Source organism: Gillisella terrae (assembly GCF_004801395.1).
Lineage (GTDB): Bacteria > Pseudomonadota > Alphaproteobacteria > Rhizobiales > Rhizobiaceae > Allorhizobium > Allorhizobium terrae.
The window spans coordinates 611,773-626,230 of sequence record NZ_SSOA01000002.1 but is presented as its reverse complement, the minus strand read 5'-3'; the positions used below and the strand labels follow the sequence as shown (position 1 = coordinate 626,230).

12 protein-coding genes are annotated in these 14,458 nt (G+C 54.9%); 3 read left to right on the top strand and 9 right to left on the bottom strand.

The features are described 5' to 3' along the window. Nucleotides 1–114 precede the first annotated feature (114 nt). On the bottom strand, nucleotides 115–2,001 hold the full coding sequence (locus E6C51_RS06680) for an ABCB family ABC transporter ATP-binding protein/permease (RefSeq protein ID WP_190235410.1): 1,887 nt from the start codon (nucleotides 1,999–2,001) through the stop codon (nucleotides 115–117). Nucleotides 2,002–2,157: 156 nt separating this feature from the next. Further along, the gene (locus E6C51_RS06675; RefSeq protein WP_190235409.1) at nucleotides 2,158–4,152 is read right to left on the bottom strand and encodes an Ig-like domain-containing protein; all 1,995 of its coding nucleotides are present in this window, start codon (nucleotides 4,150–4,152) and stop codon (nucleotides 2,158–2,160) included. Between the two features lie 158 nt (nucleotides 4,153–4,310). On the opposite strand from E6C51_RS06675, the gene E6C51_RS06670 reads away from it, so the two are divergent. After that, nucleotides 4,311–4,931: an LOG family protein gene (locus E6C51_RS06670; RefSeq protein ID WP_146928483.1), complete on the top strand. Its 621-nt coding sequence runs from the start codon at nucleotides 4,311–4,313 to the stop codon at nucleotides 4,929–4,931. Here the strand turns inward: E6C51_RS06670 and rarD are convergent, their stop codons facing one another. The 7 genes from rarD to cysS all read right to left on the bottom strand — a co-directional run bounded on the left by rarD (nucleotide 4,932) and on the right by cysS (nucleotide 11,752). Then, nucleotides 4,932–5,828 carry an EamA family transporter RarD gene (gene rarD / locus E6C51_RS06665; protein WP_190235408.1) on the bottom strand — a complete coding sequence of 299 codons (897 nt, stop codon included), beginning with the start codon at nucleotides 5,826–5,828 and terminating at the stop codon, nucleotides 4,932–4,934. A gap of 116 nt (nucleotides 5,829–5,944) precedes the next feature. Beyond that, nucleotides 5,945–7,561 carry a citramalate synthase gene (gene cimA / locus E6C51_RS06660; RefSeq protein ID WP_190235407.1) on the bottom strand — a complete coding sequence of 539 codons (1,617 nt, stop codon included), beginning with the start codon at nucleotides 7,559–7,561 and terminating at the stop codon, nucleotides 5,945–5,947. Nucleotides 7,562–7,802: 241 nt separating this feature from the next. Then, nucleotides 7,803–8,765, bottom strand: a complete 963-nt coding sequence (pip, locus tag E6C51_RS06655; RefSeq protein ID WP_190235406.1) for a prolyl aminopeptidase — start codon at nucleotides 8,763–8,765, stop codon at nucleotides 7,803–7,805. A 2-nt stretch (nucleotides 8,766–8,767) separates the two neighbouring features. Continuing rightward, the gene (locus E6C51_RS06650; protein WP_190235405.1) at nucleotides 8,768–9,229 is read right to left on the bottom strand and encodes a GFA family protein; all 462 of its coding nucleotides are present in this window, start codon (nucleotides 9,227–9,229) and stop codon (nucleotides 8,768–8,770) included. Continuing rightward, the gene (locus E6C51_RS06645; protein WP_190235404.1) at nucleotides 9,226–9,714 is read right to left on the bottom strand and encodes a GFA family protein; all 489 of its coding nucleotides are present in this window, start codon (nucleotides 9,712–9,714) and stop codon (nucleotides 9,226–9,228) included. The genes E6C51_RS06650 and E6C51_RS06645 overlap by 4 nt, the downstream gene beginning before the upstream one ends. Further along, nucleotides 9,711–10,079 carry an endonuclease domain-containing protein gene (locus E6C51_RS06640; RefSeq protein WP_190235403.1) on the bottom strand — a complete coding sequence of 123 codons (369 nt, stop codon included), beginning with the start codon at nucleotides 10,077–10,079 and terminating at the stop codon, nucleotides 9,711–9,713. Before E6C51_RS06640 ends, E6C51_RS06645 begins: the two co-directional genes overlap by 4 nt. A 287-nt stretch (nucleotides 10,080–10,366) precedes the next feature. Further along, nucleotides 10,367–11,752, bottom strand: a complete 1,386-nt coding sequence (cysS, locus tag E6C51_RS06635; RefSeq protein ID WP_190235402.1) for a cysteine--tRNA ligase — start codon at nucleotides 11,750–11,752, stop codon at nucleotides 10,367–10,369. 279 nt (nucleotides 11,753–12,031) lie between these two features. On the opposite strand from cysS, the gene E6C51_RS06630 reads away from it, so the two are divergent. Next, nucleotides 12,032–13,726: a glycoside hydrolase family 28 protein gene (locus tag E6C51_RS06630; protein WP_230987079.1), complete on the top strand. Its 1,695-nt coding sequence runs from the start codon at nucleotides 12,032–12,034 to the stop codon at nucleotides 13,724–13,726. Nucleotides 13,727–13,859: 133 nt separating this feature from the next. Then, entirely contained in the window at nucleotides 13,860–14,423 is a 564-nt protein-coding gene (rfbC, locus tag E6C51_RS06625) for a dTDP-4-dehydrorhamnose 3,5-epimerase (protein ID WP_190235401.1), read from the top strand. The last annotated feature ends 35 nt before the right edge of the window (nucleotides 14,424–14,458 follow it).

The following is a 14,458-nucleotide window of genomic DNA, read 5'->3' as shown; positions in this document are numbered from 1 at the left end:
GACAAACTAAGCTAAGCTGACTACCCCGAAACGGCGCTCGGGGCAATGGCGATGCCGTTTTTGGCCTCAGACCAGGATTCATTGAAAATGATACTTGGTCTTCGAGCCTTGGTATCATACTGCGGGCGGAAGCCGGGTGACCACGCCTAATTCATCGCTCTCGCGCACCAGACGCAACTGTTCTTCGGCCTGAATAGCCTCGCGCTGGCGGTTCCACATCGAGGCGTAAAGACCGTTTTGCTCCAGAAGCTGCGCGTGCGTGCCACGCTCGGCAATCTCTCCGGCTTTCAGCACAATGATTTCGTCAGCACCAATCACCGTGGACAGGCGATGGGCAATGACCAACGTGGTTCTGTTTTGCGATACCACATCAAGCGCTGCCTGAATTTCCTGCTCGGTGGTGGTGTCCAGCGCCGATGTTGCTTCATCCAGAATGAGAATCGGTGGTGCTTTCAAAACCGTGCGGGCAATGGCCACGCGCTGCTTTTCACCGCCAGACAGTTTCAGGCCACGCTCACCCACCATTGTGTCATAGCCCTGTGGCAGATCTTTGATCGAGCGGCTGATTTGCGCAATATCGGCCGCCGCCTCGATCTGCTCTTGTGTGGCATCGGGCCGCCCATAGCGAATATTATAGGCGATGGTATCGTTAAACAGCACCGTATCTTGGGGCACCATGCCGATGGCGCTGCGCAAGGAGGTTTGCGTGATTGCGCGCACATCCTGCCCATCAACGCTGATAGAGCCGCTTTGCACGTCGTAAAACCGATAGAGCAGACGCGAAATCGTCGATTTGCCAGCGCCGGAAGGCCCCACCACCGCCACCGTCTTGCCAGCCGGCACGGTGAAGGACACGCCTTTGAGGATCGGGCGGGCGGGATCATAGGCGAAGTGAACATTGTCAAACACGATCGCGCCCTTGTCGATCGTCAGCGGCACGGCATCAGCCGCATCGCGCACCTCCGGCTCAACTGCGAGAAGGTCAAACATTTGCTCAATATCGGTCAATCCTTGGCGAATTTCGCGATAAAGCATGCCAATGAAATTCAAAGGCACAGAGAGCTGCAACAGCAGAGCGTTGACAAACACGAAATCGCCAATGGTCTGCTCGCCACGCTGCACCGCCATGGCCGACATGGCCAGCATCACCGTCATGCCGATGCCAAAAATAAGCCCTTGGCCGAAGTTGAGCCAGCCTAAGGATGTCCAGACCTGAGTTGCGGCTTTTTCATAGCGCGCCATGGAGGCGTCAAAGCGCCGCGCTTCCATTTGTTCATTGCCGAAATATTTGACGGTTTCGAAATTCAAAAGCGAATCGATCGCTTTAACATTGGCATCGGTGTCGCTGGTGTTCATGGCGCGGCGAATGCCAATGCGCCAATCGGAGGCTTTGACCGTATACCAACAGTAGACAACCACGGTGATAGCGGTCACGGCGAGATAGGAAAAACCATAGCCCCACCAGAAGATTCCAGCCGTCAGTGCAAATTCGAGCACAGTTGGAATGGAGTTGAGGATGGTATAGCGGACAATGGTTTCAATGCCCTTGGTGCCGCGCTCAATAATGCGCGATAGACCGCCGGTTTTGCGCTCAAGATGAAAGCGCAAAGACAGCTGATGCATGTGCACAAAAGTCTTGTAGGCCAGCCTGCGCACCGCATATTGACCAACACTGGCAAACAGCGCATCGCGCAGCTGATTGAGGCCCCATTGCAGAATACGGGCCAGATTATAGGCCAGAACAAGCATCACAGCCGAGAGCATGAAGGCTGGCAACAGCCCGCTTGCATCCATTTTGCCGTTCAAGGCATCGGTTGCCCATTTGAAAAAATAGGGAACGAACATCAATACAGCCTTGGCCAGCACCAGAAAAATACTGGCCCACACCACCCGTAATTTCAGATCAGTGCGCTCGGCTGGCCACATATAAGGCCAGAGATTGCGGATCGTATGCCACGGATTGCCGGAGTCCGGAGAGACCGTTTTGACCTTCTGATGCATGCTGCTTGTTCCTGCTGACATGCCGACACAAAGAAACTGGCCGGCAGACCCTGAGGGGGCCGAAAAGAAGAAGCGGCCTGAAAGGCCGCCTCAATGGTATTTGCATAATATAAGGAGCAAAGCGCTGGTTTTCAATCAACGCTTTTGAAGCACGTGTCAGTGCTTATGCCGCTCCATCCATTTGCGATGGATAGCTTCAGCTTCGCTTTCCGGCAGTGCCTTGTCAGGCACGGTAAAGGTCTGGCCGGGCTCAATCAGGTCTGGATTGGTGATTTGCTCTGCATTGGCCATGTAAATCGTGGTGTAGCGCACACCCTGACCATAGACGCGCCGTGAGATCTGCCACAATGTATCACCGCGACGGATGATAACCGTGTTGCTGCTTGGCTCAAGCGGCTCTTGCGAAATCGTCGGTGGTGCAGAGCCGTCTGTGGGTGTCGCGGTCTGCGCCGCTGCCACCTGTGCGGCATTTGGCATGGGTTCCAGCGCAGCCTGGACCAGTTTGCCAAGCTCTGGCAGGGCAGCCGCCATGCTTTTCACCGATGCTGGCTCCACCTTTTTCAAAGCAGCCTGCGCCTTGCCGGCATTTTCGGCCATGCGCATCATGAAGCTTGTGTCCGCAGCATTGGTGCTGGGCGTGGGCCTGAAATCTGCAACGGCTTTCAGAGCAAATTCCAACGCCGAGCGCGACGCTGCCAGACTTTCAAGCGATGGGGTTTTCCCGTCGGCAAAAAGATTGCTCAGAAGTGCAAAGGACTTTGCCAATGTGTCGCGCTGGCGATCAAACAGATTGCTGTCGACGGATGCGGCACTGACAGGACTGCCCGCGGATTCCGGCTGTTTTTCAGGCGCAACAACTGACACCTGATCACCTGCCGGGCGATTGAATGGAACCGAAGCCCGCAATGTTACCTTGCCGTTGGCATCTTTCAGATCGACACTGATAATGTGCTGACCGACGGAAATCGCCATTTCGCCCTCGACCACGAAGTGACCCTTGCCATCAACGTCGGAAGAGCCAATTTGTTTGCCGTCGGCATAGGCCGTCACACTGCTGTTTTTAGGCGCAGTGCCAGCTACAAATATCTTGTCGCCCTCAAGTTCCACGGCTGTGATTTGCAGCTGCTCGTTTTGTGCTGCGGCATTTGGTGCTGCGGCAGCATCGGCGGGGGCTACCGGTGGCGTTGGCGCAGGAGGTGCCGTGGATGGCACAGGTGGTGTCGTATCTTTTGTTTCAGCCGGAACGCGCCCCTGTTTATCGGCATTAACCTTTTCTTCTGCTCCCTCTGCGGTGCCTTTTGGCACTGTCATCAGGCGGCTGGCTTCGCCGGGTTTGCTGACCATGGCCAAGACATCGCCATTTTGGCGATCAGGAACCGAAATGGTCGCCTGTTCCTGTGATCTCACGACCTTGCCGTCCTGGCTGGTCGATTGCAGATCCAGAACATGGTCACCGGGTGTCAAAGGCTTGTCGAGCACAATGGCGAAATCACCATTGGGCGAAACCGTTGTGGTGGCGATGGTTTTGTCGCCATCGAGAACATCCAGCTTGGTGCCCGGTGCGGCATTGCCAGCGATCACGGTCGAGCCGTCTTTTTCAACACGCAACACGCCAAATTTCGGTTTGCCGTCATCTTTTGCTGCCAGTTCAGGTTCACCATGCAGGGCGCGACCAATATTGACAATCATGCCTGCTGCATCCTCGGGCGCGGAGGGTAGCTTAATGAGAAGTTGCAGCGCCTTGGAGGCCATTGCCTTGGCCTTGGTCATACTATCGGCCAAATTGGCTTCGAGACTGGTTGGAATGTCGATCTCGGCCAATGCCTTGAGTGCGGTCATGGCAGCCAGGCGGCTGGAAGCATAGACACTGGCTTCTGGGATCTTCTGGTCGGCAAAAAGAGCTTCAAGCGCTGCCACCGATTTTTCGGCTTCAGTGGAAAGCCGCTTCATCTTGCCGCTCGCGACCTGATCGTCTGCGACCGCGGCTTCAGGTTTGGCAGCCGTTGTCTGTGGCACTTGCGCAGGTGCTTGAGCTTGCGGCTTTTCTGCCGTTTGATTAGTTCCGCGAAGCTGCGGAAGCACGAAAAACACCATCAATATTGTCGCAATGGCAAGCACGCCCAAAGCCAGCCAACCGGCACGGTTTTTCATAATCAAAAATCTCCACGCGGAAAATTCCGCCATATCCATTGGAATTGCTAGCGTTTCCCAGCGCTTTTAACAAGCAGTGTAAGGCCTTTGCCCATCACCATCCAAGACTATTCGTCAATTTTGTTGACCGGAACGGATTGTCGTTGTCATTTACAGCCATGACGAAAAATATCTCTACGATTCGATCCATTTGTGTTTATTGCGGCTCAAGGCCGGGGCGTGATCCGGCTTACATGGCGGCGGGCCGCGCCCTTGGCCAATCCATTGCGGCCCATGGTCTTTCGCTTGTTTATGGTGGTGGCACCAAAGGCATCATGGGGGCCGTGGCAAAAGGTGTGCTGGACAGCGGCGGCCATGTCACCGGCATTATTCCGGAATTTTTGATGGATATGGAAGCCACCCATGATTCCCTCGGCGATTTGAGCGAGTTGATTATCACGCAGGATATGCACCAGCGCAAACACAAGATGTTTGAGCGCGCCGACGCCTTTGTGACGCTTCCGGGCGGCATTGGCACGCTGGAAGAAATCGTGGAAATCATGACCTGGGGCCAGCTTGGCCGCCACGAAAAGCCGATGGTTTTCGCCAACATCAACGATTTCTGGAAGCCGATGCTGGATCTTCTGGGGCACATGACCGATGAGGGCTTTGTGCACACCGCGCACCGGGTTCAGCCCATGGTGATCGATGATATCGAGCATATCATTCCGATGATCATGGATCGATGGGCAGAGACAGACGCACCCGAGGGGGATGCATCTGTGGTGTCCAAGATGTAATCATCTGCGCTTGAGCATGGGCAGCGTGTAGATCACCAGCGCTGTCCAGATCAGCGGAAAAGCAATGCCTCTCGCTGTGCCCATAGGTTCGCCAAACACAAAAACGGCGATCAGGAAAATCATACTGGGCGCAATATATTGCATGATGCCAATGGTGGACAGTTTCAGCAATTTCGCGCCATTGGCGTAGAGAATAAGCGGAACGGCGGTAATCAGGCCGCTGCCTGCCAACAGCGCGGTATCGCCAGCAGTGCCGCCAAAATGCGATTGCCCGGTGACAATCAGATACACCAGATAGGCCAGTGCAAAGGGAGCCAGCAGCAGCACTTCCAGCAAAAAGCCCTGATTGGGGCCAATCGGCAGAGTTTTGCGAAACAGTGCATAGAGGCCCCAGGACAGGGTAAGGCTCAGGGCAACAATTGGCAGGCGGCCATTTTCGACCGTCAAAATCACCACAGCCAGTATAACAAGAGCGAGAGCGGCCATCTGTGCGGGCTTCAATTTTTCCTTGAGCAAAACAGCGCCAAGAAGAATCGAAAACAGCGGATTGATGAAATAGCCAAGAGCGGTATCCAGCGCATGGCCCGCGCCAATTGCCCAGACATAAATGCCCCAGTTGATGCTGATCAGGCAGGCCGTGATGGCCGCCATGCCAATCATTTTAGGGTTGCGCAACGCGCGTTTCAAATCTGCGGTGCGGCGCAGGACCAAAAGCAGCCCACCCGCCACCGGCACGGACCACAGAATGCGATGGGAAATGACCTCGCTGGGTGGAATATGGGCAACGGCTTTCATGTAAAAGGGCAGAAAGCCCCACATGATATAGGCCGTGAGCGCAAACAGAAAACCGCGAAGAGCGTCGCGATTGTCCGCGGCTGGAGGTGTAACGGTTGCCATGGTGTTTCCGATCCCTATTTTTTTATGGCTTATCGGGTAAGCGCCGGGACCGGATAAGACAAATTCATTTCTTTGAACCATCCACCAATCTGTGAGATGGAAGAGCGAAATCGGTGTTATTCAGCGGCGATCTGGCCAGCAAGCTGCCGATTTTTCATCAGTTTATAGACGATGGCATCCATCAGCGCCTGAAATGACGCATCGATGATATTTTCGGACACACCCACCGTCCACCAGCGCGCACCCGTGGCATCTGTGGATTCAATCAGCACGCGGGTGATGGCCGATGTGCCGCCGTTGAGGATCCGCACCTTGAAATCCGCCAGTTCCAGATCGTCAATTTCGCTCTGGAATTTGCCAAGATCCTTGCGAAGCGCAATGTCAAGCGCATTGACCGGGCCGTCGCCTTCGGCGACCGACATCACAGTCTGGCCGTCAATCACCATTTTGACCACGGCTTCAGAGACGGTTTTCAGATTGCCATTGCTGTCAAAGCGGCGCTCCACCATCACTCGAAAGCTCTCGACGGCAAAAAACTCCGGCACGGTGCCGAGTGTGCGATGGGCCAAAAGCTCAAAACTACCATCGGCGCCTTCATAGGCATAGCCGGTGGCTTCGCGCTCCTTGACGATTTCGATCAACCGATCCAGCTTGGGATCATCCTTGGCAACGGAGATGCCGCGTCGCTTCAGCTCATTGATGAAATTGGCCTTGCCGCCCTGATCCGACACCATGACTTTTCGGAAATTACCAACGCTGCCCGGCTCCACATGCTCATAGGTCTTGGGGTCTTTCAAAAGCGCCGAGGCATGGATACCGGCTTTGGTCGCAAAAGCGGAGGCTCCGACATAGGGAGCCTGATGGTTGGGCGAGCGGTTTAAAAGCTCATCAAAGGCGTGGGATAGCCGGGTCAGCTCCACCAGCTTTTCGCGATCAATGGTGGTCTCAAACCGGTCCGCATAGGTATCTTTGAGCACCAGCGTGGGAATGATGGTGGTCAGATCGGCATTGCCACAGCGCTCGCCAATGCCGTTGAGCGTGCCCTGAATCTGGCGCACACCGGCTTCAACTGCTGCCAGCGAATTGGCAACCGCTTGTCCGGTATCGTTATGAGCGTGGATGCCAAGTGCTGAGCCGGGAACACCGGCCTCAATCAAGGCCGAGACAATGGCGCGGATTTCCGGCGGCTGCGTGCCGCCATTGGTGTCGCACAGCACCACCCAGCGGGCACCGGCTTCATAGGCGGTCTTGGCGCAGGCCACGGCATAAGCGGCATTGGCCTTATAGCCATCAAAGAAATGCTCGCAATCGACCAGCGCTTCCTTGCCTGCCTCCACCACGGCTTTCACGCTGTCGTGGATGGCATCGAGGTTTTCTTCATTGGTGCAGCCGAGCGCCACTTTCACATGGTAATCCCAGCTTTTTGCCACAAGACAGATGGCATCGCTGTTGGATTGAATAAGTGCATTCAAACCCGGATCGTTGGAGGCGGAAATGCCCGCGCGTTTGGTCATGCCAAAGGCGGTGAAACGGGCGCGATGGGTGCGTTTCTTTGTAAAAAATGCCGTATCCGTTGGGTTGGCACCGGGATAGCCACCCTCGATATAATCCAGCCCGAAATCATCCAGCATGGCGGCAATCGAGATTTTATCTTCTACGGAAAAATCAATGCCGGGTGTCTGCTGACCGTCACGCAGGGTGGTGTCAAACAGGGTGATTTTTTCGCGTGTCATGGGTGCCTCCCAAAGGCCTTGAATTTTGCAGTTATACCCCCCTCTGTCCTGCCGGACATCTCCCCCTCAAGGGGGGAGATTGATATGCCGAACCTGCGCCATTCTCTTTTGACCCCTGCGCTTGGATAGAGGAATCGGAAAGATGAAGCCCCTGTATCGTGGGCGTTTTGGTCTGGCTGATCTCCCCCCTTGAGGGGGAGATGCCTGGCAAGGCAGAGGGGGGTAGCATCCGCAATGAACATTATTGATTTTTCCCGGCAAAGCGGTCGGTGGCGCGGATCAACTGGTCGAGTATGCCCGGCTCACTCATGGCATGGCCTGCGGCCTCAACGATGTGCAAATCGGCATCGGGCCAAGCCTTAGCGAGGGTCCATGCGTAATGCAGCGGGCAGGGCATATCGTAGCGGCCATGCACGATGACGCCGGGAATGCCGGACAGCTTATGGGCATTTTGCAGCAATTGCCCATCTTCCATCCAGACCTTGTTGGTGAAGAAATGATTTTCCAGCCGCGCAAAGGCAATGGCGTAATGATCCTCGCCGAAATTTTCGATCTGCTGAAGATCGGGAATGAGCGAAATGGTCGCCCCTTCCCATTGGCTCCAGGCGCGGGCACATTCCAACTGCACAGCCGCATCATCACCCGTCAAACGCCGGTGGTAGGCCGCCATCATGTCATGACGCTCATCTTCTGGGATGGGCGCAATGAATTTTTCCCAGCGGTCGGGATACATCTGCGAAACACCAAACTGGTAATACCAGTCCAGCTCGGCCTTGGTGCAGGTATAAATACCGCGCAACACCAATTCACTCACCCGCTCTGGATGGGTTTCGGCATAGGCCAAGGCCAGCGTTGAACCCCATGAGCCGCCAAACACCAGCCATTGCTCCACACCCATCATGGCACGCAAGCGCTCGATATCGGCCACCAGATGCCATGTGGTGTTGGCCTCCAAATGCGCATGGGGCGTGGATTTTCCGCAGCCGCGCTGATCAAACAGGATTACATCATAGAGGGCCGGATCAAACACCCGCCGCTGCGCGGGCGTGACGCCGCCGCCGGGGCCACCATGCAAAAACACCGCAGGCTTGGCCCCTTTGGTGCCAACCCGCTCCCAATAGATCACATGCCCATCGCCAACATCGAGAAAACCGCTCTCAAAGGGTTCAATTTCGGGGTAGAAGCTGCGTAAATCTGATGTCATGGTCATTCTTCCACGGGCCAAACGGTGGTGTCAAAATCCGGGTGCTGCCAGCTCTCAACCGCATCCCATTTGGCTTCCTGCTCAGGACTTGTGAAAACTGGCTTTTCAAACAGCGTATCGATCCATGGCAGGCGCTTTTCATGCTTCACCTGAATGGCAGGCTCAAAGGCCGCCGGATTATCAAAGGCACCAATCGCAAGCTCGACACCTTCCGCGTGTTGATAGGTCAGCGGTGTGCCGCATTTTTCACAAAAGCCGCGCTTGACCTTGGCGGATGAGCGAAACAGTTTTGGCTGGCCGCGCGTCCATGTCAGATGGGCCTGATCTGCGGTCACAAGCGCACCGAAAAAGCCGCCAAACTGCTTTTGGCACATGCGACAGTGGCAGATCGAAGGCCGCCCCAGCTTTGCCGCCTGGAACCGCACTGCGCCACATTGGCAGCCGCCCGAAAAAATCTCGCTCATGATTTTGCTCCGTTTGGTGCCGGCCATGTATCGGTATCATGGTCAGGGTGCTGATAAGAGGTTAGGCCGTTCAGGAAAGGCGCGTCCTCCAGATCATCTTTGGTTGGGTGGCCCGGCAATTCATGCAGATGATCGACAAAGCCGATTTTTCCCTCGGTACCGAATTGTTTGATCGGGTGCAGGGCGGCAGGGTCGTCAAAGGCACCGGCAGCAACGGCCATGCCATCCGGGGCTTCATAGGTTAGCGGTGTGCCGCAATCGCCACAAAAACCGCGCGACACGACATTGCTGGAGCGAAACATCTTCCGCTCGCCGCGGGTCCACTCAAAATCAACACCGCGCACAGACACCAGCGGCGCATAATAGCCGCCAAATGCCTTCTGACACATGCGGCAATGGCAGATGGAGCTGTCATTCAGCACGCCTTTGGCGCGGAAACGAATGGCTCCACATTGGCAGCCGCCGGAATAGGTGGGTGTGGTCATGCCAGTGCTCTCCCTAAAAGCGTGAGAATGTGAAGGCAGGTGTTATCGATGTCCTTCAGAACATCATCGTTCCAGAAACGGATAACTGTCCAACCGTCTGCTTCTAGTCTCTCTGTTCGAGTTTGATCATAGTTTTGGTTCTCATCACTTGCGTGTTGCGCTCCATCAATTTCGATAATCAGTCGGTGTGATGGACAAGCGAAATCAACGATATAATTGGCAATTGGAAATTGACGGCGAAAGCTGAGGCCCATGAGGCGATGAGCGCGAATGGCGTTCCAGAGTTTTAATTCGGCTTCCGTCATTGCATGGCGCATACGTTTTGCGTTGGCTCGGCGTTGCGGGGGAATTGGTGTATGTGGCAAGCGTATGGTCCAGGTCAGGTGACACTGTTCGGGAGAATGACCTTTATAGTTGCTCAACTCAAGGGTGCTTTTGCGTGTGGAGATACCCCCCTCTGTCCTGCCGGACATCTCCCCCACAAGGGGGGAGATCGACCAAGACGTTACCGCAGTCTCTAAAATAGGCCGTTCACCACAAAGACAAAGTTCCAATAGAATTGACGGCGGCGCAGCATCCCAATCTCCCCCCTTGTGGGGGAGATGCCCGGCAGGGCAGAGGGGGGTATAACCTTGCGCCAACGCCAACATTGTTACCGTTTGACCTCCCACGTGGTCACGCGCTCGCCGGTGTCTTTATCCTTACCGTCCTTGAGTTGAATGCCTTTGGTCAGCAGATCATCGCGGATTTTGTCGGCCTCAGCAAAATTTTTGCTCTTGAGCATTTCAAGGCGCATTTGCACAAGGGCGTCGATAGCGGCAGAGAGATCGTCGCTCACGTCGGCCTTTTGGGGCAGAACGCCGAGCAGCGCCGCACTGGCTGCAAATGATGGCAGCATGGATGCATCCGCATTGGCAGCACCGGCCAGCGCATGAAGAGCCTGTACCGCTGCAACCGTATTCAGATCATCGGCCAGCGCGTCCAACACGCTTTGATCCGGTGTCGCATCACCGGCCTCGGCGCTTGGCCATTTGGCAAGCAACCGCTCCGCTTCCTCCAGCCGCTTGATAGAGAAATCAATCGGCTCACGATAATGGGTCATCAACATCGCAAGGCGCAGCACTTCGCCCGGCCATTTGCGACCGCCAAAGGTGTCGGTGTCCAGCAACTCGTTGATGGTGACAAAATTGCCGTCCGATTTGGACATCTTCTTGCCTTCCACCTGCACGAAGCCATTGTGCATCCACACATTGGCCATCACGTGGGTGTCGTTGGCGCAGCAGGATTGGGCAATTTCGTTTTCGTGGTGTGGGAAGATCAGATCCAGGCCGCCGCCGTGAATGTCGAACACTTCACCGAGATAGCGCTTGGACATGGCCGAGCATTCGATATGCCAGCCGGGACGGCCACGGCCCCAAGGGCTTTCCCAGCCGGGCTCATTATCGCTGGAAAGCTTCCACAAAACGAAATCGCCGGGGCTTTTCTTGTGGGCGTCCACGGCAATGCGGGCTCCGGCCTGCTGCTCATCCAGGTTACGCTTGGAAAGCTGGCCGTAAGCCGCCATCGACTTGGTATCAAACAGCACTTCGCCTTCCGCCACATAGGCATGGCCCTTGGCAATCAGCACCTCAATGATATCAATCATCTGCGGGATATTGTCGGTGGCGCGTGGCTCCACATTGGGTGGCAAGCAACCAAGCCGGGCAACGTCGGCGTGATATTGGTCCGCCGTCTTTTGCGTCACCTTGGCAATGGCATCGTTGAGCGCAAGATCAGGAAAATCGCGCAAGGCGCGAGCATTGATCTTGTCATCCACATCGGTGATGTTGCGGGCATAGGTCACATGGTTTTCGCCATAGACGTGGCGCAGCAGGCGATAGAGCACGTCAAACACAATCACCGGACGCGCATTGCCGATATGGGCAAAATCATACACCGTTGGACCGCACACATACATGCGCACGTTGGAAGGGTCGATGGGGGTAAAATCGACCTTGTTGCGCGTCAGTGTGTTGTAGAGCTTGAGGCCCTCAGTCATGTCAGTCTCCCAGACGTGTTTTTACCCGGCTGGACCGAGCGTTTGTCATCTGGGACTTTTACAAGAGACGAAAACGGCCGGGCCAGCGCATACGCTAGCGAATAATAATCCAGCAAATGGTGCAGGTGCTCGTTTTCATGCACGCTTTATGGCGCGGGGGATGGATTTGGTCAAGAGGTTCAACCCTGCTGATCAGAGCAAGATTACAAGAATATTTTTCTCTGTGCCTTAGCAATGACAATAACCCATCCTCATTTGAACACGATTGCGGATTGGCTTATGCAGTGGGCAATTGATAAAACGCCCAAGGGACGTCTAAGGGTTTTCAAGGAATATTTCATGCTGCGCATTGTCTCATGGTCCAAGCAACGCTCCATTTATTTTGCTCTCGGTCTCTTCGCTGTTTCGCCTGTTGCTTTTCCGGTCGTCAGTTGGGCGGCTGACCCGCCTGTGTCCACTCAATGGGGTGTTGTCAACGAGCCGCAATATCCCGGCACGATCTGCACCACGCTGACGGCTGAGCTTCAATCCACCCAAGGGTCGCTGGACGCTGTTGATGCTGACGGCAAATTGACCCATCCCGATCAGGAGCGATTGCAGGCCGCAATCAATGCCTGCACCTCCGGTGCCGTCAAATTGGTTATCGGCGAAGGGACGAAGGATGCATTTCTCACTGGGCCATTGACCTTAAAAAGCGGTGTTACGCTATGGATCGACAAGGGTGTGACGCTGTTTGCCTCTCGCGATCCGAAAGATTACGCAATTGTCGACGTTGGAACTGCGAGCGATTGTGGCACCGCCAATGATTCCAGCAAAAAAACCTGCAAGCCTTTGATTGAGGCCACGGAGACCAAAAACTCTGGCATTGTCGGGGAGGGGCGGATTGATGGCCGCGGCGGCTCGCTGCTGTTGTCGGGCGATAACGCTGGCAAGCGCTCGTGGTGGGATGTGGCATGGCAATCCAAACAGGGCTTGAAACAACATGCGTTTCGGCTGTTGCAAATCAACGGCGGGGCAGATTTTACGCTGCATGACATCACCTTGATGAACAGCCCGAATTTTCATGTCGTCAGTGATGGTTTGGATGGCCTTTTGGCCTGGGGCATCAAGATTCTGACGCCCAGCGCCGTCTATACCGAGCCGGGCTATGCTTGCCCGGAGGGCTCAACGCCCGACAAGCTGACGCCCGCGACGTGCTTTACGCCTGACACGGTTAAAAACACCGATGGTTTCGATCCCGGACAATCCTCACGCGTGCTATTGGCCTACAGCTATATCAGTACAGGCGACGACCATGTTGCCATCAAGGCCGGTGGCAAAAAACCATCGACCCAGATGACCTTTGCTCATAACCATTTTTATTATGGGCACGGTCTCTCTATCGGATCGGAAACCAATTCCGGGGTTGAGGACATCTCCATCTACGATTTGGTGATGGATGGTTTTGACAGCCCCAACGGCAATGGCCTGCGCATCAAATCCGATTCCTCCAGAGGCGGCAAAGTCTCCAACGTTATCTATGGTGACGTCTGTATGCGCAACACGCGCTATCCGATGATCTTCGATACGCACTATTCCGACAAACAGGGAAATCTGCTGCCCGACTTTTCGGGGGTTACGGTGCGAAACTTCAAATATATGGGCAGCAAAGCCTACGGCGGCGGCTATCTCGTGTTTCGCGGCCTTCAACAGGATGGCCAATATCTGCCGCTTGGGTTAACGCTCGATACGGTTCAATTTGAAGGCAAGCAGCCTGTCATTCTTGGCTCACCGCAAATTTCGGCCAATGACAAGCCAAGCTATGCCAATATCACTCTTGGACTCGGGCCGGTCAGCTTTGCCGATGCGCTGAAACCGGATAGTGCGACTCGCTTTAAAGTCACAAATCTGATGGATGGCATGCCCGCCGATGACATGGATTGCTCTGCCGCTTTCGTACCGTTTTCAACGGTGCTGGAGGGAGCGCCGATCTAATGGCTTGTTGATCAGTGGGGCGTCGTGACCTCAGTGTTTTGGGCTGTTTGCATCTTGTGTGTTTGCGGCTGTTGTGCTTGTTACGTTCAAAAACGCTAATGCCTCAAAAAATAAGAATGCCAAAGGAAGACCGATGCAGTTTGAGACAACAAAAATTTCGGGCGTATTTCTGATCACGCCAAAACGATTTGGTGATGCGCGTGGCTATTTTGTTGAGACATTTCGGGAAAACCTGTTTCAGCGCGAGGTGGGTGATTTCCACTTTGTTCAGGACAATCAGTCTTTCTCGGCTGAAGTGGGTACGGTGCGAGGCTTGCATTTTCAGCTGAATCCCAAGGCGCAAGGCAAATTGGTCTCTTGTGCTGCCGGTGCCTTGCTGGATGTCGCTGTTGATATCCGCAAGGGTTCGCCCACTTACGGCCAATTTGTCACGGCTGAGCTATCGCAGGAAAATGGTTGCCAACTCTGGGTGCCGCCGGGTTTTGCCCATGGTTTTTGCACGTTGAAGCCCAATACGGTGATCAGCTACAAGGTCACGGACTATTATAGCCCCGAAAATGATCGTGGATTGCTGTGGAACGATCCTGCTATTGGCATTGATTGGCCTGTGGTGGAGGGGCAGGCTATTTTGTCGGATAAAGACCAAAAACAGCCAAAACTCAGTGATCTTGACGCCAATTTTGTCTATCAGGCCTGAGGATTGTAAAAGCGCCGTGACTCTTTTGAGAGACA

Coding starts and splice junctions, on each gene's coding strand:
- E6C51_RS06680 (WP_190235410.1), bottom strand. CDS start 2,001: ATGCATCAGAAGGTCAAAACGGTCTCTCCGGACTCCGGCAATCCGTGG.
- E6C51_RS06675 (WP_190235409.1), bottom strand. CDS start 4,152: ATGAAAAACCGTGCCGGTTGGCTGGCTTTGGGCGTGCTTGCCATTGCG.
- E6C51_RS06670 (WP_146928483.1), top strand. CDS start 4,311: ATGACGAAAAATATCTCTACGATTCGATCCATTTGTGTTTATTGCGGC.
- rarD (WP_190235408.1), bottom strand. CDS start 5,828: ATGGCAACCGTTACACCTCCAGCCGCGGACAATCGCGACGCTCTTCGC.
- cimA (WP_190235407.1), bottom strand. CDS start 7,561: ATGACACGCGAAAAAATCACCCTGTTTGACACCACCCTGCGTGACGGT.
- pip (WP_190235406.1), bottom strand. CDS start 8,765: ATGACATCAGATTTACGCAGCTTCTACCCCGAAATTGAACCCTTTGAG.
- E6C51_RS06650 (WP_190235405.1), bottom strand. CDS start 9,229: ATGAGCGAGATTTTTTCGGGCGGCTGCCAATGTGGCGCAGTGCGGTTC.
- E6C51_RS06645 (WP_190235404.1), bottom strand. CDS start 9,714: ATGACCACACCCACCTATTCCGGCGGCTGCCAATGTGGAGCCATTCGT.
- cysS (WP_190235402.1), bottom strand. CDS start 11,752: ATGACTGAGGGCCTCAAGCTCTACAACACACTGACGCGCAACAAGGTC.
- E6C51_RS06630 (WP_230987079.1), top strand. CDS start 12,032: ATGCAGTGGGCAATTGATAAAACGCCCAAGGGACGTCTAAGGGTTTTC.
- rfbC (WP_190235401.1), top strand. CDS start 13,860: ATGCAGTTTGAGACAACAAAAATTTCGGGCGTATTTCTGATCACGCCA.